At 67.4% G+C, this 17,410-nt stretch carries 21 protein-coding genes; 8 read left to right on the forward strand and 13 right to left on the reverse strand.

Going from position 1 to position 17,410, the window contains the following annotated elements:
* The first annotated feature begins 157 nt into the window (after nt 1-157).
* On the forward strand, nt 158-1,804 hold the full coding sequence (locus AC2YJX_RS17380; RefSeq protein WP_487256780.1) for a tannase/feruloyl esterase family alpha/beta hydrolase: 1,647 nt from the start codon (nt 158-160) through the stop codon (nt 1,802-1,804).
* Nucleotides 1,805-1,876: 72 nt separating this feature from the next.
* Here the strand turns inward: AC2YJX_RS17380 and AC2YJX_RS17385 are convergent, their stop codons facing one another.
* A complete protein-coding gene (locus tag AC2YJX_RS17385; RefSeq protein ID WP_487256781.1) occupies nt 1,877-2,344 on the reverse strand; it encodes a nuclear transport factor 2 family protein in 468 nt (155 codons plus the stop codon).
* A 100-nt stretch (nt 2,345-2,444) separates the two neighbouring features.
* On the opposite strand from AC2YJX_RS17385, the gene AC2YJX_RS17390 reads away from it, so the two are divergent.
* Nucleotides 2,445-3,029, forward strand: coding sequence for a TetR/AcrR family transcriptional regulator (locus AC2YJX_RS17390; RefSeq protein WP_487256782.1), 585 nt, complete (start codon nt 2,445-2,447; stop codon nt 3,027-3,029).
* Between the two features lie 27 nt (nt 3,030-3,056).
* Here the strand turns inward: AC2YJX_RS17390 and AC2YJX_RS17395 are convergent, their stop codons facing one another.
* The gene (locus AC2YJX_RS17395) at nt 3,057-3,437 is read right to left on the reverse strand and encodes a tautomerase family protein (protein ID WP_487256783.1); all 381 of its coding nucleotides are present in this window, start codon (nt 3,435-3,437) and stop codon (nt 3,057-3,059) included.
* 87 nt (nt 3,438-3,524) lie between these two features.
* Here AC2YJX_RS17395 and AC2YJX_RS17400 point away from each other — a divergent pair, with 87 nt between their 5' ends.
* Nucleotides 3,525-4,382: a LysR family transcriptional regulator gene (locus AC2YJX_RS17400; protein ID WP_436130407.1), complete on the forward strand. Its 858-nt coding sequence runs from the start codon at nt 3,525-3,527 to the stop codon at nt 4,380-4,382.
* A 37-nt stretch (nt 4,383-4,419) separates the two neighbouring features.
* On the opposite strand, the gene AC2YJX_RS17405 is transcribed toward AC2YJX_RS17400, so the two are convergent.
* Nucleotides 4,420-4,977, reverse strand: a complete 558-nt coding sequence (locus AC2YJX_RS17405; RefSeq protein ID WP_487256983.1) for a DUF922 domain-containing Zn-dependent protease — start codon at nt 4,975-4,977, stop codon at nt 4,420-4,422.
* Between the two features lie 34 nt (nt 4,978-5,011).
* A complete protein-coding gene (locus tag AC2YJX_RS17410; protein WP_487256784.1) occupies nt 5,012-6,646 on the reverse strand; it encodes a wax ester/triacylglycerol synthase family O-acyltransferase in 1,635 nt (544 codons plus the stop codon).
* 149 nt (nt 6,647-6,795) lie between these two features.
* Here AC2YJX_RS17410 and AC2YJX_RS17415 point away from each other — a divergent pair, with 149 nt between their 5' ends.
* Nucleotides 6,796-7,050 (forward strand): acyl-CoA-binding protein, encoded by a 255-nt coding sequence (locus tag AC2YJX_RS17415; RefSeq protein ID WP_055397012.1) that lies wholly within the window; start codon nt 6,796-6,798, stop codon nt 7,048-7,050.
* Nucleotides 7,051-7,111: 61 nt separating this feature from the next.
* Here AC2YJX_RS17415 and AC2YJX_RS17420 read toward each other — a convergent pair whose 3' ends face one another.
* On the reverse strand, nt 7,112-8,032 hold the full coding sequence (locus tag AC2YJX_RS17420; RefSeq protein WP_487256785.1) for a hydroxymethylglutaryl-CoA lyase: 921 nt from the start codon (nt 8,030-8,032) through the stop codon (nt 7,112-7,114).
* Nucleotides 8,033-8,250: 218 nt separating this feature from the next.
* Here AC2YJX_RS17420 and AC2YJX_RS17425 point away from each other — a divergent pair, with 218 nt between their 5' ends.
* On the forward strand, nt 8,251-9,312 hold the full coding sequence (locus AC2YJX_RS17425; RefSeq protein WP_487256786.1) for an ornithine cyclodeaminase: 1,062 nt from the start codon (nt 8,251-8,253) through the stop codon (nt 9,310-9,312).
* Between the two features lie 21 nt (nt 9,313-9,333).
* On the opposite strand, the gene AC2YJX_RS17430 is transcribed toward AC2YJX_RS17425, so the two are convergent.
* From AC2YJX_RS17430 to AC2YJX_RS17440, 3 genes are read right to left on the reverse strand one after another with little or no spacing between them, the layout of a single operon-like run.
* Nucleotides 9,334-10,038, reverse strand: coding sequence for a nitroreductase (locus AC2YJX_RS17430; RefSeq protein WP_487256787.1), 705 nt, complete (start codon nt 10,036-10,038; stop codon nt 9,334-9,336).
* A gap of 17 nt (nt 10,039-10,055) precedes the next feature.
* Nucleotides 10,056-10,463, reverse strand: a complete 408-nt coding sequence (locus AC2YJX_RS17435; RefSeq protein WP_487256788.1) for a polyhydroxyalkanoic acid system family protein — start codon at nt 10,461-10,463, stop codon at nt 10,056-10,058.
* The gene (locus AC2YJX_RS17440; protein ID WP_487256789.1) at nt 10,456-11,628 is read right to left on the reverse strand and encodes an aminopeptidase; all 1,173 of its coding nucleotides are present in this window, start codon (nt 11,626-11,628) and stop codon (nt 10,456-10,458) included. Before AC2YJX_RS17440 ends, AC2YJX_RS17435 begins: the two co-directional genes overlap by 8 nt.
* 73 nt (nt 11,629-11,701) lie before the next feature.
* Between AC2YJX_RS17440 and AC2YJX_RS17445 the strand changes: the two genes are divergently transcribed.
* Nucleotides 11,702-12,367 (forward strand): DNA-3-methyladenine glycosylase I, encoded by a 666-nt coding sequence (locus tag AC2YJX_RS17445; protein WP_056059772.1) that lies wholly within the window; start codon nt 11,702-11,704, stop codon nt 12,365-12,367.
* Between the two features lie 20 nt (nt 12,368-12,387).
* Here AC2YJX_RS17445 and AC2YJX_RS17450 read toward each other — a convergent pair whose 3' ends face one another.
* The 5 genes from AC2YJX_RS17450 to phnF are packed head-to-tail and all read right to left on the reverse strand — an operon-like array spanning nt 12,388 to nt 16,185.
* The gene (locus tag AC2YJX_RS17450; RefSeq protein ID WP_487256790.1) at nt 12,388-13,587 is read right to left on the reverse strand and encodes an MFS transporter; all 1,200 of its coding nucleotides are present in this window, start codon (nt 13,585-13,587) and stop codon (nt 12,388-12,390) included.
* A 39-nt stretch (nt 13,588-13,626) separates the two neighbouring features.
* Entirely contained in the window at nt 13,627-14,049 is a 423-nt protein-coding gene (gene arsC, locus AC2YJX_RS17455) for an arsenate reductase (glutaredoxin) (protein ID WP_218298997.1), read from the reverse strand.
* Between the two features lie 36 nt (nt 14,050-14,085).
* Nucleotides 14,086-14,691: a phosphonate metabolism protein/1,5-bisphosphokinase (PRPP-forming) PhnN gene (phnN, locus tag AC2YJX_RS17460; RefSeq protein ID WP_487256791.1), complete on the reverse strand. Its 606-nt coding sequence runs from the start codon at nt 14,689-14,691 to the stop codon at nt 14,086-14,088.
* Nucleotides 14,688-15,416 (reverse strand): DUF1045 domain-containing protein, encoded by a 729-nt coding sequence (locus AC2YJX_RS17465; protein ID WP_487256792.1) that lies wholly within the window; start codon nt 15,414-15,416, stop codon nt 14,688-14,690. Before AC2YJX_RS17465 ends, phnN begins: the two co-directional genes overlap by 4 nt.
* Nucleotides 15,403-16,185 (reverse strand): phosphonate metabolism transcriptional regulator PhnF, encoded by a 783-nt coding sequence (gene phnF, locus AC2YJX_RS17470; protein ID WP_008903098.1) that lies wholly within the window; start codon nt 16,183-16,185, stop codon nt 15,403-15,405. The genes AC2YJX_RS17465 and phnF overlap by 14 nt, the downstream gene beginning before the upstream one ends.
* A 75-nt stretch (nt 16,186-16,260) precedes the next feature.
* Between phnF and phnG the strand changes: the two genes are divergently transcribed.
* Together phnG and phnH are read left to right on the forward strand one after the other, a co-directional pair.
* Nucleotides 16,261-16,773, forward strand: coding sequence for a phosphonate C-P lyase system protein PhnG (gene phnG / locus AC2YJX_RS17475; RefSeq protein ID WP_444824041.1), 513 nt, complete (start codon nt 16,261-16,263; stop codon nt 16,771-16,773).
* Nucleotides 16,770-17,408, forward strand: a complete 639-nt coding sequence (phnH, locus tag AC2YJX_RS17480) for a phosphonate C-P lyase system protein PhnH (protein ID WP_487256793.1) — start codon at nt 16,770-16,772, stop codon at nt 17,406-17,408. The genes phnG and phnH overlap by 4 nt, the downstream gene beginning before the upstream one ends.
* Nucleotides 17,409-17,410 lie beyond the last annotated feature (2 nt).

A 17,410-nucleotide genomic window follows, 5' to 3' on the forward strand; every position in this document is an offset into this window, starting at 1 on the left:
CTGTGCGGGCTCGGTAGTTTCCCGCTCCCTCTGCATTTGCAGAGGCCGCAGCGGCAGCTTCTTTTTCTATCGTCCGCACCGGAGTCCCAGAGACTGCGGTGGCGCTGCCGCCGCAAGCTGGGCTCCTGAGAACAACACACCACAGGAGACTTCCCGCATGTTCCCGCACCCCACCCGCGCCGCCGTGGCGCACCCCCGTCGCAACGCATCCGCGGCACCCTCGGGCCGATGGCCCGCACGCGCCCTGGGCGGCCTGGGCGCCGCAGCCACCCTGGCGCTGACGGCCTGCGGCGGTGGCAGCGATGCCCCTGCGCCCCTGGCCAGTAAGCCCTTGGCAGAAGCTTGCGCTGCCTACAAGTCAACCACCTTGCCCCATGGCGCCAAGCTCACGCGCACCGAGCTGCGCAAGGCCGAGGGCACGTTGCCCGACGTGTGCATCGTGCGCGGGCAGATCGTGTCCTCGCCCGACTCCACCATCAACTGGGCGGTGGAACTGCCCACGCTGGCGCAATGGAACAGCAAGACGCTGACCATCGGCGGTGGCGGCTTCGACGGGTTTATCCCCACAGACGACCCGTGGTACCAGCAGCTGGTGGGCCCATCGGCCAATCCGTATGTGAAGATCAGCTCCGACTCCGGCCACCAGATCCAGGGTTTCGCCTGGGGCAAGAGCGATGTGGCGTTGCGCAACCATGCGTTCGACGCCAACCATTTTGTGCTGGAGGTGGGCACCGCCATCGCCACCGAGTTCTACGGCAAGCGCCCCGTGCGGCGCTACCACATGGGCCATTCCAACGGCGGGCGCTCAGGTCTGATCTCCACGCAGAAGTACCCCAAGGACTACGACGGCGTGGTGGCCATGGAGCCCGCCATCGCCCAGCAGGCGCACCAGGTCAACCTCGGCCCCACGGTGCTGCGCCACATCTTCAAGAGCCGCGAGAACTGGATGAGCCCCGCCAAGATCGCGCTCTACGCCAAGGCCGAGACGGCCGCGTGCGACGGGCTGGACGGTCTGAAGGACGGCATCATCGGCAACGTCGAGGCCTGCAACTACGTGCCCACCGAGCTGCTGTGCCAGGGCGCGGACAGCGACAGCTGCCTCACGGCCGGGCAGATCGAGTCCATCCGCCTCATCTACAGCGACCACAAGACGCCCGTGACCCTGTCGCGCGGCGCAGTGGGCTACCCGCGCTTTGGCCGGGGCGGCGCGTCCACGTCCGATTGGCAGTCGTACATGTTCGGCACCAGCTTCGATGCCCCCGATTCGTTCAACCACATGGCCGTGACGGCGGCTGCGCGCCTGGTGGAGGGCAACCCCAACGCCAACATCCTGAGCCACGACCCCACGCAGTACCAGGCGCAGTACAGCCGCCTGGCCGAGATGATCGACGGCACCGACCCGGACATTGCTGCCTTTGCCGACAACGGCGGCAAGCTGCTGATCTGGTACGGCGCGGGCGACACCTGCGTGTCGATGTACCGCACGGTGGAGTACCTCGACACGGTGAAGCAGCGCCTGGGCGCCAGCAAGGTGCAGAGCTTTGCGCGCATGGTCACCTCGCCCTCCAACGGGCATGACCTGGACGGCGCGGGCACCGAGCCCCGCTCCATCGACCTGCTGGCCGCCATGGACGCCTGGGTGGAAAAAGGCACGGCGCCCGACAAACTGGTGGCCACCAAGTTCGCACCCGGCACCACCACGCCAGTGGCCCAGCGCCCGGTGTGCGAGTACCCCAAGTTCCCGCGCTACAACGGCACGGGTGACCCGGCCAAGGCTGAGAGCTTCACCTGCTCTGCGACCTGAGCGCGGTGGGTGGTGCAAAGGCGCGCCCCACCGGGGGGCGCCCTTTGGCCGCTGCATGGGGCCTTGGCGGTTTCACAGCCCCAGGTCGCTCAACCCCGGATGGTCGTCCGGCCGGCGCCCCAGGGGCCAGAAGAACAGCCGGTCTGCAGCCTGGATGGGGCGGTCGTTGATGCTCGCGTGGCGCACGGCCATCAGGCCCGCATCGTTGAACTCCCAGTTCTCGTTGCCATAGCTGCGGTACCACTGGCCCGCGTCGTCATGCCACTCGTAGGCAAACCGAACAGCGATGCGGTGGCCGCTGAACGCCCACAGCTCCTTGATGAGGCGGTAGTCCAGCTCGCGCGCCCACTTGCGCTCCAGCAGCTGCCGGGCGGCCTCGCGGCCCACGGGAAACTCAGCCCGGTTGCGCCAGCGGGTGTCCTCGGTGTAAGCCAGGGCCACACGCGCCGGGTCGCGCGAGTTCCAGCCGTCTTCGGCCAGGCGCACTTTCTGGATGGCTGTTTGCAGGGAGAAGGGGGGGAAAGGCGGACGGGTTTCCATGGGCAGCACCTTGGGGTTTGTGGGGCAAGAGGAATTGGTAGACAAGTCTGTCTACATCGCATCATAGCGAAATGTAGACAGACTTGTCTACAATGCCCACATGATTCCCCTGCCGCCTTCTGACTGGAAAGACCTGCCTGCCCGCGACCGCCTGCTGCAGACTGCGCACGCGCTGTTTTACCGCGACGGTATCCGTGCCACGGGCATCGACCGAGTGATCGCCGAGTCGGGGGTCACCAAGGTCACGTTCTACCGGCATTTCCCCAGCAAAAACGATCTCATCTGCGCCTATCTTGAATACCGCCATGCAGGCTGGATTGCATGGTTTGCTGCGGCCCTGGAGCGCCATGGGAATGCAAAGCGTGGTGGTGCGTCCGGCCTGAATGCGCTGGTGGCCACGCTGGCCGAATGGTTTGGCCGCGATGACTTCCGGGGCTGCGCCTTCATCAACAGCGTGGGCGAGCTGGGCAGCACGGTGCCGGAGGTGATGGAGATTGCACAGCGCCACAAGCATGAGATGACGGACCTTCTGGCCACCCTGCTGCCGCCTGGCGCACAGCGGGCGCGCGACGCGCAGGCCGTGACGCTGGTGGTGGAGGGCGCCATCGTGCGTGTGCAAATGGGCGAGCCGGTGAAGGCGGTGCTGGGCAGCGTGGAGCGCCTGCTGGCGGGCCTGGCCGCATAGCCTGCCTGCCCGGAGCTGCGCATCACCTCACGCGTACTGCGCCAGGCCGTGGCCGAAGGACCAGTTCTCCTTGGCCACCTCGACGATGTTGATGAACACGTCCTCGGGCCGCAGGCCCGGGCTCTCGCCCAGCAGCTGCGCGGTGCGCGCAAACAGCGCCTTCTTCTGCTCCAGGCCGCGCGTGTTGTTGGCGGTGATCTGGATGAACACCACGTCGTCGCTGCGGGCCACGCCCAGGTACGTGGGGCTGTAGCGGAAGTTGGCGGCGTCGTGCTCGGTGATGGTCATGAACTGGTCGTCCTCGGGCACGTTGAAGGTCTCGCGCAAGGCGCGGTACAGCGTGTCAAAGATCGCCTGCCGGTAGGCCGCAGGCTTGCCGCCGCGCATGGCAATGTGGATGAGGGGCATCGCAAGATCCTTTCTGAACAAGATGCTGGCGAAATCCTATCCATATGAATATGCTATGGATATCTATTTCAGAAATATCAAATTCAAATGGTTGAGCGATCCCTGGATCTGGATGCCGTCGAAGCCTTTGTGCGCATTGCCGAGCTGGGCAGCTTCACGCGCGCAGCTGAGGCCATGGGCACGGCGCAGGCCGCGATGAGCCTGAAGCTCAAGCGGCTGGAGGACCGGCTGGGCTGCCGCCTCATCGAGCGCACGCCGCGCCACGTGCAGTTGTCGGCCCGGGGCGCGGCATTTCTGGAGCATGCGCGTGAACTGCTGGTCGCGCACGACCGGGCGCTGGCCACGTTCGCTCAGGCCCGCCAGCGCCTGACCATCGGCATCAGCGACCATGTGGCCGGGCCGGAGCTGCCCGCGCTGATCGCCCGCATGAACCAGCAAGACCCACAGCTGCTCATCGAGATCCGCATCGGCTCGTCGGGCGACCTGCTGCAAAGCTACGACCGGCGTGAGCTGGATGCCGTGCTGGCCCGCATGCACGTGGGCCGCAGCGATGGCGAGCTGCTGGCCGAGGAGCCCTTCGGGTGGTTCGCCGCCCCCGGCTGGCAGCACCGTGCGGGCGAGCCCTTGCCCCTGGCCACGCTGGCCGAGCCCTGCGGTGTGCGGGCGATGGCGGGGCAGGCGCTGGACACTGCGGGCATCGCCTGGGCCGAGGTGTTTGTGGGTGGAGGCGTTGCGGCCGTGGCGGCGGCCGTGATGGCCGGGCTGGGCGTGGCGGCACTGGCGCCGCGCATGCTGCCGCTGGGGGCAGTGGATGTGGGTGCCCGCCTGGGGCTGCCTGAGCTGCCGCGTCTGCCGGTGCTGCTGCACACACGCAATCAGGAAGGTCGCCCGCGCGATGCGCTGGCAGCGTTGTCGGCGGCCTTTCGCAGCGCGGTGCGGGGATAGCGCACAAGCCTGTACGCTTGTTGATGGACCCGGCCTTTCACTCCAGCCTGGCGCCTTGCGATGCGCCGTGCCGCGTGTCGCGGTCGTACTGTTTTTCGCGCTCCGCGTGTTCGCGCAGCAGGCGGTGGCCCAGCGTGTTGGCCCGGCGCTCCAGCGCCGCGCAGTCGGGGGCAGCAGGCAGTGCGGCAATGCCCTCGTCAATGGCCTGCGCCGCATCGCGCCCGAACTGGACATGGCCCTGTTCGTGGCGGGACAAGGCGCTCAGGTACCGGTCGAAAACCGCCTGCTGGGCGGGCGTGCCACTGCGCAATTCGGGCAATTGCACTTCGGTGCGCAGCCGGGTGGTCACCTCGGTGATGGCGCAGCGGCCCGATGCCTCGCGCCACCAGCGAAAGGTCCAGCGCACGTTCCAGCGGGTGTAGCCGTGAAAGCGCTGGCCGTCGACGGTGATGGGCGTGGCGGCGTTCAGCGCTTTCCGCAGGGTCTCGCCGGGCAGGGCGCGCACGGGGTAGGGCTGCTGGATATGTTCTTCCGTGACGGCGGCATGGGCGGCGCCCGCGCAGACCAGGGCCACCAGCACCCCGGCAAGGTCCACCAAGCGCGCCCTCAGCACCACCGAGGCTCCCGGTTCACTCGCCCCAGGGCAGCATCAGCGTGAGCAGCGACAGCTGGTCAAACTCGGGCGCAAACGCGTCGATGATCTGCTGTGGCTCGGGGCAGAGCGTGGTGTCGGTGATCACGCCAAATTGCACACCACCACCGTAGCTCAGGATGGAGACACCGAGGCCGATGTCGCCCGACTGCGGCACCCAGAACATGCACTGGGTGACGCGTGAGCCGCACAGTGTCAGCTGCTCCTTGGGCCCGGGCACATTGGTCATCACGGCCGTGGTCTTGCGGCCGAAAAGATTGAGCAGCGCGTCCTGCGCGGGTTTGATCATCAGTCCTGCCACGGCCAGCATCGCAAACGCCAGGATGGGCTGGGTGCTGCCCTTGAGCGCGTTCATGCGCTTGCGCACCTCGTATACGCGCTCGACGGGGTTGGCCACGCCAATCGGCAGCACCAGCGGCACCAGCCCAAAGCGGTTGCCCAGCTTCCAGGCCTCTTCCATGGGGCGCAGGTTGACCGGGATCATGGCACGGATCTCCTGCCCCGTGGGGTCGTCGCCCTGGCTGCGCAGGTAGCCACCGATGGCGCCCGCCACGCACGACAGCAGCACGTCGTTGATGGAGCAGTTGAGCGCTTTGCCGATGGCCTTGACTTCTTCCAGCGGGATGGGCGGGCACCAGGCCACACGTTTGGCGCTGCCAGGCTGGCCCTTTAGGCGCGTGGGTGAGTCGTCGGGCATCAGCGCCAGGGCAGCGGCATCGCTCACCAACTGGTAGGCCACGCGTGCCATGTCCATGGTGCCAGCCAGCCCATGGTGCATGGTCTTCTCGGGGTCGCTCAGCATCTTGAACGACTTGGCTGCGCCGTCACCGGCCAGATCCAGCGCCTTCACCGTCATGTCGGTAAAGGGCTTGATGAGCGCGTCCGCAATCCAGTCCTCGGCCGTGGCAGCCTGCTCGCGCTCTTTGCGGGTGCGCTTGGGCGGTTCGGCGCCGCCGTCCACGATGGACATGGTCACCGAGATCAGCGCAATGCCGTCCGCAATGCAGTGGTGGATGCGCACGATGAGCGCGCTGCCGGGCTGGCCGTCGTCACCTACAAAATCTTCGATCAGGTGCATTTGCCACAGCGGCCGCCGGGTATCGAGCGGCTGCATGGCGAGTTCACCCACGCGATCTTGCAGGGCGCGCTGCATGCTGTGGCCTTGTCGGTGGGGCAGCTTCTCGCGCAGCACATGCGCGGCGATGTCGAAGTTGCGGTCCTCCACCCAGGTGGCGCCCGCCGCGTCTTCCACCACGCGCTGGCGAAAGCGCGGGTACTGCAGCAGGCGCTGCTGCACGCGGTCGCACAGGGCGTCCCAGGTGATGCCGGGCGACAAGGTCCACACGCCGTTGATCATCATCAGGTTGCTGTGCGAATCCATGCGCAGCCAGGCGGTGTCGACCTTGGTCATGCGTTCGCCCGACAGGCCCAGCATGCCGGTGGCAGCGCGGCGCACGTTCTTCTGCACCACGGTGGCGGCTTTGCGGGCGGCTGGGGGCAGGGCCTGGGCTGCCTTGCGCGCCACCTCGGGGGCCTGGTTGCGCATCGTGCGCAGGGGGCTGGAGCCTTTGCCCGGAGTGGCTTTGCTGGGGGCTGGAATGCGGGTCACCATCGGATGTACACCTGTTGTTTGATTTTTGGGGACTTGCCTCTATGGATTGAGCGGTCCAAGACTGTGCTCAGCCCGTAAGATACAACGCAGCAAACCCTTGCCGACACCGTTCTTTCCCTCCCCCCAAAGATCTCAAGGAGCACACCGACATGGCCGACCTCAACGCCACCTTCGAAGCCGCCGTGGCCAATTCCAAGAACCTGAGCGAGCGTCCCGACAACGCCACGCTGCTCAAGATCTACGCGCTGTACAAGCAAGCCACCGCCGGCGACAACACCGAGAAGAAGCCCAGCTTCTCCGATATGGTGGGCCGTGCCAAGTGGGACGCCTGGGAAAAGCTCAAGGGCACGGGTGCCGACGAGGCCAAGCAGCAGTATGTGGACCTGATCACCTCGCTGAGCTGATACGGCGGTACCCAAAGCAAAAGGCGACTTCGGTCGCCTTTTGCTTTGGGGGCAAAGGTGCCTAACGCTGGACCCACCCCTTGGGCAGTCCCGCTTCCGGCGTCATGCCGTAGACCGGCTCTCCTGGCAGCCCAGCCTGCAGCGGCGCGCGTGCGGCCATCAGGCGCTCCAGGTCTACCCCCGTGTCAATGCCCATGGCTTCGAACATGAACACCAGGTCTTCCGTCACCACGTTGCCCGACGCGCCCGGCGCATAGGGGCAGCCGCCCAGGCCGCCCAGCGACGCATCAAAGGTTCGCACCCCCACGTCGTAGGCCGCCAGGCAATTGGCCAGGCCCAGGCCGCGGGTGTTGTGCATGTGGGCCGCACCGGCCTTGGCGCCCAGCTCGGCGCGCAGGCGCGTGAAGAGGCGGCGCACCTGGGCCGGGTTGGCCATGCCGGTGGTGTCCGACAGGCCCACCTCGTCGGCCCCGGCCTCTGCGCACAGGCTCGCGAGCCAGATCACGTCGTCCTCGGGCACCTCGCCCTGCAGGGTGCAACCAAAGGCGGTGGACAACCCCACCTCCACCAGCATGCCGGGGGCCTGCGCGTCGCGCAGGTGGGCCACGGCGCGCACTTCCTCGACCATGGCCTCGCGCGTCTTGCGCACATTGGCCAGCGAATGGGCGGCGCTGGCCGACACCGGCAGCGTGACCTTGTGCACACCTGCCGCGAGGGCCGCCTCGGCGCCACGCAGGTTGGGGGCCAGCGCCATCACAGTGATGCCAGGGTGGGTCAGCGCGTGGCGCACCACCTCGGCCACATCGGCCATCTGGGGCAGCAGGCGGGCAGGCACGAACGAGCCCACTTCAATCTCGCGCAGCCCGGCGGCCACCAGGGCGTCGATCCAGCGCAGCTTGTCGGCCGTGGGCATGGTGGCTTTGACGGACTGCAGGCCATCGCGCGGGCCGACTTCGCTGATGAGGACTTGGGGTTGCGTCATGGTGCGGAATGTTGTCGGACGTGCGTGGAATGTGTCGGATGCGGGAGGATAGCGCCCCCATGCCCCCATGCCCCCATGGCGCGGGGCCGACGATTGTGCAAAGTGGCAATTTGTTCTGCCATACCGGCAAACCGCCCCGCAACATGCGGCAGTTTGGGCAATTCCCATTGCTGCGTTGCTCCGGGACACTGCTTGTATCCCACCCGGAGACAAGCACCATGCCTTCCAAGAACCACTTTTCCACCCTCTACCTCAGTGCGCCCGATGTCATCGAGTTGGTGCAGCGCAAAGGCGTCGAGGCCTGCTTGCGCGGCATTGCCGACTACATCCAGTCCGACTTTCTGCGCTGGGGCGCGTTCGACAAATCCGCACGTGTGGCCAGCCATTCGCGCGACGGCGTGATCGAACTCATGCCGATTGCCGACGACCAGACCTATGCGTTCAAGTACGTCAACGGCCATCCCAAGAACACGCGCTGGGGCTTGCCGACCGTGATGGCGTTTGGCGTGCTGGCCGATGTAGCCACCGGCGTGCCGCTGCTGCTGAGCGAACTCACCCTCACCACCGCCCTGCGCACCGCCGCCATGTCGGCCGTGGCCGCCCGCGCCCTGGCACGCCCCGGTGCGCGCACCATGGCGCTGATCGGTAACGGCGCCCAAAGCGAGTTCCAGGCGCTGGCCTTCCACCACCTGCTGGGCGTCACCACGCTGCGGCTGTTTGACACGGACCCGGCCGCCACCGCCAAGCTGCAGGCCAACCTGCAAGGCACGGGCCTGCGCACCGTGGTCTGCAACAGCACGGCCGAGGCCGTGCGTGGCGCCGATATCGTGACCACGGTGACGGCCGACAAGACCAATGCCACCATTCTCACGCCCGACATGCTGGTGCCCGGCATGCACATCAACGCTGTCGGCGGCGACTGCCCCGGCAAGACCGAGCTGCATGCCGACGTGTTGCGCCAGGCCCAGGTGTTTGTGGAATACACCCCGCAGACACGCATCGAAGGCGACATCCAGCAGTTGCCTGCCGACTTTGTGGTGACCGAGCTGTGGGAAGTGCTGGCAGGTCAGCACACCGGCCGGGCCAGCGATGCGGCGGTGACGGTGTTCGACTCCGTGGGTTTTGCGCTGGAGGACTTTTCTGCACTGCGATTCTTGCGCGATGCGGCCACCGAGCTGGGCATGGGCCAACCCATCGAACTCATCCCCCAGCTGTCAGACCCCAAGAACCTGTTTGGGCTGCTGCGCACGCACAACCCCCTGCTGCGCGCTGTGGCCTGACGCCCGCCCGGTCACGCCCTTTCAGTCTCGCCACACCACACTGCTCCCCGGGTCGGCGCGAGTGGTGCGGAAATGGTTGGCCGGGTGGGCGGTATCTGCCATGCCAAACGAGATGCCGCAGACGATGCTGCGGTCCTCACCAATGCCCAGCACCTCGCGCAGCACGCCGGGGTAGGACGCGAGCGCGGCCTGTGCAATGGAGCCCACGCCCAGGCTGTGCGTGGCCAGCATGAAGTTGCTCACGTACGCACCGCAGTCCACCGCGCCATACACGCCCAGTGCCTCGTCGCTGGTGATGATGGCCACATGCGGCGCGCCGAACATCGCGAAGTTCTGCGCCGCCTGTTGCGCGGAGGCTTCGCGGTCGCCCTTGGCAATGCCCAGGGCTTCGTACAGGCCCCAGCCACATTCGCGCCGCCGCTCCTGGTACACGCCCCGGTATTCGCGCGGCCAGGGCAGGTCGGGGTTCGGGGCTGCGGTGGCCATGTGCGACTGCAGTGCGCCGCGCAGGCGATTCAGCGTGGCTCCACTGGCAATGGTGAGCTGCCAGGGCTGCGCGTTGCACCACGAGGCCGTGCGTTGCGCGGTGGCCAGGATGGCTTCGATGGTGGTGCGCGGCAGCGGCTTGGGCAAAAAGGCGCGGCAGCTGTAGCGGGTGTGGAGCAGCGTGGAGAGGGCGTCAAACGCCGGGCTGTGGGCGGCAGTGTCCGTGGCGGTGGATGTCATGGTGACGGCCCTGGTGGCTATGCCTTCTTGGTTTTGGCGGCAGGTTTGGCCGCCGCCTTGGTGCCCGGCTTGTCTGCACCTGCCTCGGCTGCGTGTTTCTTCTTGTCGGCAGCGGGCTTCTTGGCGCCGGGGTTGGGTGCGTTGAGCAGGGCATCGAGCTGTTCACCAATTTCGGCCTCGATGCGGTCCTTGAACGCGCCGAACAGAAAACCGAGCTGCGCCTTCATCTCGAATTGGTGGGCATCCACCAGCAGCGTGCCCTTGACGCCCGAGCGGGTGAATGTAAGCAGGTCTTCCGTCTCGCCCTCTTCGTAGGTGCACTCCATGTCGAATTTTTCTTCTGCCTTTTCGGCCCAGGAGAAGGCGACCTTGCGGGCCTCCTTGAAGCCCAGGTGGTGGTCGCGGTGGATATGGATGTCAGGCACCGGATGTCTCCTTGAGGTGTTGGGTATCAGATAGAAGGGCGCGCAGTGCCTCGTGCCGTTGTGGCTGGGGCTGTTGCGTCAGTTGCCGTACGGCATCATAAAACCGGGGCCAGTCGCGGCCCTCGCGTTCGAACAGGGCTTCGAACGCGGGCACCAGTTCATCGTAGGCAGCCTGGGCGGCAAAGCTGGCGTTGTTGGCCTTGGCCACCCAGCGGTCGTAGCCCGCCACCTGGGCGGTGGTGGCTTGGGGTGCCCCCCCGCTGGATGTGTTCAGCCATTGCGCGCGCAGGGCTGCATAACCGGTGCGAAAAGCCTCCATTGCTTCATTTTTCATAGCTGCTAGCGCTTGATCACCCAGCGCTAGAGCTTCTTTTTGTTCATAAATGGCTGCCAGCCGAGCGCGGGTGGCGCGGGTCAGCGCGCGGAAGGCGCTGCGCCGTGCCTCGCTGGTGGCAAAGGCCTTGCGGGCCTCCGGGGTGGACTGGGTTGCCAGCCACTGCACAACGCCGATGCGCTCCACCGCCGTGGCAAAGGACTCGTTGAACAAGGTGTCGTTCTTGGCATAGACCACCTGGTGCGCCAGCTCGTGGAACAGCAGGCGAACAAAGTCGCCCTCGGGCCAGGCGACAAAGGTGGAGAGCAACGGGTCGCCGCCCGCCCAGTTCATATAGCCCAACGTGGAATACGCGGGCACGCCATACACCTCCACTTCCAGCCCCTGGGCGGCCAGCTCCGCTGCCTCGGCTTGCGCGGCAGCCTCGGTGAAGTAGCCCCGGTAGCCAATGCAACCCGTCACAGGGAAGCACCAGGTGTGCAGCGTGAGGGAGTACGGCGGCGCGGCCACCACGTTCCAGACGGCGGCGGGGCGTTTGAGGTCCGCATAGCGGCGGTAGCTGGCGTTGTCAGGCAGGCCCAGCTCGGCCACGGCAAAGGCGCGGGCGCGCTGCGCCAGTTGCAGCCGCTCGCGCAGGGCGGGGGGGATGTCGGTGCGGGCGATCCAGCGGTCGATGGGTTCGGCCGCCTGCATGATCTGCATGTGCCCCTGCACCGACTGCCAGTAGTAGCCCAGCATGCTGGTGGGGCCGGTGGTGCTGGCGCAGCCCGCCAAGGCAAGGCTGATCATGAGGGGAGATACGGCTCGCAGATGGGGGAGAAGCTGGCGCATGCGGGCAGTTTATGGGCAGATCGCGCGGGGCGTTTGAAGGGGGGTCAGCAGTGTGGCCGGTGCAGTTTCTAGAATGCAGCGCATGACCGCTGAATCCGCCCCTGACCTGCCTGCCGGCCTGTTTGCCGACGAGGCCGATTGCCCACGCTGCATCTGGTGCCAGGCCACGCCTTTCTATCGCCATTACCACGACCACGAGTGGGGTTTCCCCGTGGCGGACGACCGGCGGCTGTTCGAGAAGATCTGCCTGGAGGGCTTTCAGTCGGGCCTGAGCTGGCTCACCATCCTGAACAAGCGCGAGGGTTTTCGCGCCGCGTTCGCGAACTTCGACGCCGAGCAGGTCGCGGCCTTCGGCCCCGCCGAAGTCGAGCGCCTGGTGCAGGATGCGGCCATCGTGCGCCACCGGGGCAAGATCGAGTCCACCATCAACAACGCGCGCCGCGTGCTGGAGCTCAAGCGCGAGTTCGGCTCGCTGGCGCACTACGCCTGGCGCTACGAGCCTGCCGCTGCCGACCGGCCCGAGCGGCTCACGCGCGAAGTGGCGCGCACCCTGTCCACATCGCCGGCTTCCATTGCCATGTCCAAGGACCTGAAAAAGCGCGGCTGGAGCTTTGTGGGACCCACCACGGTGTACGCCTTCATGCAGGCGATGGGTCTGGTCAACGACCACCTGGAAGGCTGCCACTCGCGCCCCGCAGCGCTCGCGGCGCGGAAGGCGTTTGAGGTGCCGCGCGGCTGACCGATGGATTGATAGCTCGTTCAGGCCCGCGCCACGGGCCGCAGCAGCCACAGCGCTCCCAACGCAGCCAGGCCCAGCAGTGTGGTGAGCCACAGGGCCGCTGCCCCGGCGCTGTCCAGCAGCATGCCAAACAGCACCGGTGCAAACGCCTGCGCCACGCGGGCGGGCACCATCATCAGGCCCTGGCGCGCGCCGTAGCCTGCTGGCCCAAACAGCACCAGTGGCAGCGTGCCCTTGGCAATGGTCAGTATCCCGTTGCCTGCTCCGTGCAGCACGGTAAATACTGCGGCAGCAGGCCCGCCCAGCACCATCAGCAGGCCCGCGCCCACGGGGTGTGCGGCGGCAGCCAGCTGGGCCGACAGCAGCGGGTGCAGGCGGCGCAGAAAACCAAACTCCAGCAGGCGCGCCGCCACCTGTGCCGGGCCCACCAGCGCCGCCAGGGCCACTGCCGCCTGCAGCGATGTGCCACTGGCCTGCAGCAGGCGAGGCAGGTGGGCTGCCATGGCGGTGCTCGTGAACCAGGTGACCGCAAACACGAAGGACAGCAGCACGGTGGTGCGCAGCGGGTGGGCTGGAGTGGGCGGGGCGGATACGGCCGGTTCCGTGGTGGGCGCTGCGGGGTCATCCGCCGAGGGTTGGTATGCTTTTTCGGCAGCGCCAGCGCGCGGCAGCCAGCCGTTGAGCGGCACCCCCACCAGCAGATGCAGTGCTGCCCAGCCTGCACATGCGCCACGCCAGCCCCATTGCACCTCCATCCAGGCCGACAGCGGCCAGCCCACGGTGCTGGCAAACCCCGCGATCAACGTGATGCCGGTGATGGCGCCGCGTGCGCCCTGGCCATACAGCCGCACCAGCGTGGCAAATGCGGCTTCGTACAGGCCTGACCCCATGGCCACGCCCATCAGTACCCAGGCGGCAAACAGGCCCACGGGGCCTTGCGCCAGCGCCATGCCGACCAGACTGGCGGCAAACAACAGATTGGTGCCCACCAGCACCGGGCGGCCGCCATGGCGGTCGATGCCCCGGCCCGCGAAAGGCCCGAGCAGCGCCGACACGATGAGCGCCACCGAAAACGCGGCGAACACGGTGGGTGTGGTCACGCCCAGGTCGCGCGCCATGGGCGCGGCCAGCATGGCGGGCAGGTAGTAGGACGAGGCCCAGGCCAGCGTCTGGGCCGTGCCCAGGCGCGCCACGGTCCAGCGTTGCGAGGCGGCGCTCATGCCGCGCGGTGGGCCATGGTGGGGGCGCGCGAGGTTGCCTCAGACACGCTGGCCCTGCGCGTTGATGACGACTTCGCCATCCTCCTTGGTGAAGGCGCCTTGTTGGGGCGCGGGCAGGATGTCCAGCACTTTCTCGGACGGGCGGCACAGCCGCGTGCCCAGGGGCGTGACCACGATGGGGCGGTTGATGAGGATGGGGTGCTGCAGCATCGCGTCGATGAGCTGTGCGTCGGTCACGCTCGGTGCGTCCAGTTGCAGCTCGGTGAAGATCGCTTCCTTGGTGCGCACGGCGTTGATCACCGGCTCGCCCGTGGCAGCAATCAGCGCCACCAGCGTGGCACGGTCGGGCGGGGTCTTGAGGTACTCAATGACCTCGGGCTCCACGCCGCTGTTTCGGATCATGGCCAGCGTGTTGCGGGACGTGCCGCATTTGGGGTTGTGATAGACGGTGATGGCAGTCATGGTGGGTGCTGTGGATGGCTGACGGGATGGAAAGGGTTACGAATAGGCAGGTTGTTGGCGTGAAAGTTTGCCACTGTGCAGGGGCCAGCCCGGCAACTGCTCCAGCGCGTTCAGTAGTCGCTGGCCTGCATTGCCCAGCGCGTCGTCGTTGTGTACCTCTAGGCTGACAGTGCCTGGGGGCGGTGTGTAGGCCATGGCCCGTTGCACGCGGGCCTCCACCTGCTCAGGACTCTCGCGGCCCCGCGACAGTATTCGCTCGCGCAGCACCTGGGGGCTGGCGGTGATGTGCACCGCTACGAGGTCCGGGAAGCGCGCCAGGGCCTCAGGCAAGTAGGCGCGCGAGCCATTGAGCAGCACCCAGTGGCCTTGGGCCAGCGGCGCCAGTTGTGCATGCCGCACGCCGTAGCCCAGGCCGTTGGCTTCCCAGTGCAGGACAAAGGCCAGTTCGTGGCGCAACGCAAAAAACGTTTCTGGCGAAACACTTTCATGGGCTTCGCCGCCGGGCATGGCGGCACGGCTGATGGTGCGCTGCGCCCAGTGCACGGGGCACGGGGTGGGCAGGTGTGCCCGCAACCAGTCCAGCAGGCTGTCCTTACCCGCGCCCGAGGGGCCCATGCAGTAAATCAGTCTGCCGGTGGTCATGCGCCCATCTCCAGGTGGTCCAGCAGCACAAAGTCTGCGCCGGGCGTAGGCTCTGCGAACAAGGCTAGGCTGTTGAACTTGAGGGTGGGCAGGTCCGAAAAAAACTCCTGTGCGGCCTCGAACACAAGCGCCTGCGTTGGCGGGTCCACCTGCGCCAGACTCCCGGTGAGCGACATGTGGAATCGGAACTCGTCCAGCACAAACGGGTAGCCCCATTGCTGCAGCAGCGCGTCCTGCCGGGCAGTGAGCCCCGCCGAGCGGCGCCGGTCGAGGTCGGCGTCGGACAAGGGGGCGGCCAAAGGCTGCAGAGCCGTCACGCAGGTGGCGGCGGTCTCCTGGATCTGCGCATTGGCGGGGTGCAACGCCGGGGGCACCAGCGCCAGAAAGTCATCGATGCGTTGCACCTGCAGGGGCGGAAGCACAAAGGGTTGCAGCCCACGCGCCACGGACTGCACGGCCTGGTGCAGCGTGATCCAGTCGGTGCCGGGTGCCAGCGCAAACGGAGCCTTGAGTGTGGCGTGCCAGCCGTAGCGGCGGGGCGCTGCGGTCAGGCGGTGCAGTGCGTCGGCCGCCACGCCGGCGATGGCGAGCTGCTGCAGCGGCTGCAGCAGCGCGGCGCAGCGCCCCAGCCAATGGCTGCCGGCCAGCCAGCCCAAGCTGCCCGGGTTGGGTGCGAAATAGACCGCATAGCGGTGGTGGGTGGGTGGCATTTCAGGCGTGTTCATCGTGGTCAATGGTCAGTTTCACGCGGTCGCCCGCAAACCAGGCGCGGGCCCATTCGATGGGCGTGCCTGCCAGGTCCACGTTCAGGCTCTCTACCTGCAGCACGGGGCGCGACGTGGGCTGGCGCAACTGGGCGGCCACTTCGGCGCTGGGCAGCTCGGCGGTGATGCGGCTTTCGCGGCGCGTGTAGTCGGCCACGCCGTGGGCGGTGAAGCCTGCGGTGATGGAGCCCGTTTCGCGCACAACGGCCGCCAGGTTCTCGAAGCGGGGCAGGGGAAAGTAGCGCTCGCTGATGTGCAGGGGCTGGCCCTCGGCGTCGCCCCGCACGCGCAGCGCCAGCAGCGGGCTGCGCGCGGGCACCTGCAGCGCCTTGGCCAGCGCCGCCGTGGCGCGCGTGGTCTGGGCCTGCAGCACCACCAGGCTGCCGCGCAGACCGGCCTGTGCCAGGCCCTGCTGGTGGCGCGTGCGCTTGCCCAGCACCAGGTCCACCGCAAAGTCTTCCACATAGGTGCCGCTGCCCTGTGTGATGCGCACCAGCCCCTGGCTGCACAGGCTGGCGAGCGAGCGGCGAATGGTGTGGCGGTTCACGCCGAACTGCTCGGCCAGCGCGTGTTCCGAGGGCAGTCGCTGGCCTGGCGGATAGACGCCGCTGCCGATGGCCTCGGCCAACTCGGCGGCAATGCGCGTCCAGAAGCTGTCGCGCGCAGGGCGCAGTGGTGGTGCTTGCGGGACCTGCAACGGGGTCGTGAGAGAGGTGGTGCTGGCTGTCATGAAACCTACATGCGCGCTCTTTAAGCTGGCGCCAGTTGTTCAATTTGTCTATACAACTTTCAGGGTACCACTTCCATGTTTCAAGCCTTTGACAACCCGGGGCCGGGCCGCCCCCTGGGCCGCGCGCAGTGGATGGCGCTGCTGGCCCGGGCGCCGCTGGGGCTGCTCGAATCTGCGTTGCACGAGCACGCCACGCGCCCCGCGCGCTGGCTGCGTGCACCAGAGACCGGCCTGATGATGGTGCAGGGCCGCGCCGGTGGCACGGGCGAGCGCTTCAACCTGGGCGAGGTCACCGTCACCCGCTGCGCGCTGCGCGTGGCCGACGCATCGGACGCCGCCGAGGCCACTGTGGGCGTGGCCTACGTGCTGGGCCGGTCGCACCGCCAGGTGCAGCTGGCGGCCCTGGCCGATGCGCTGCTGCAAGACCCTGTTCAGCAACCGGTGCTGGACGCACAACTGCTCGAACCCATCCGCAACCACCTGCGCAACGCCCAGGCCGAGCGCCAGGCGCGGGCCGCCAGCACCAAGGTGGACTTTTTCACCGTGGCGCGCGAGAGCGGTTCTGACAACGATGAGGACACCGAATGAGCACGACCCCCTTGGCATCGCTGGGTGCCGGATTTTCGAATGAAGCCTTTGGCAGCCAGGCGGTGTTCCGCTCGGTGCTGCAGGCACTGTCGCACCCTGGTCGGACGGTGGCGGTAGAACACGACGCGCAGGCTCCTGCCGTGGGGCATGCCGCATCGGCTGCCGTGCTGCTGGCGCTGCTCGACAGCGACTGCACGTTGTGGCTCTCGCCCAGACTGGCAAACAGCGATGCCGGTGCCTGGCTGCGCTTTCACACAGGCTGCACTGTGGTGGCCGACGCTGCGCAGGCTCGTTTTGTGTGGGTGGCGCAGGGTGATGCGCTGCCTGCCCTGAACCGTCTGGCCCTGGGTACCGACATCTACCCCGATCAGTCAGCGACTTGCGTGGTCGATGTATCGCGTGCCGCCACCACGGTGGACGCGAGTGATGCGTGGCACTTGCGTGGCCCCGGCATCCAGGAGGTGGCGGCCTTGCAGGTGGATGGTTTGCCCGACGACTTCGAGGCCCAGTGGGCGGCCAACCATGGGGTGTTTCCACGCGGTGTGGATCTGCTGCTGGCCACTGCAGACCACATCGTGGGTCTGCCACGCACCACGCGGGCAACGCGCGGTGCCACTGCCCTTCAGGAGGCCTGAGC

The organism is Acidovorax sp. SRI_002 (assembly GCF_057586455.1).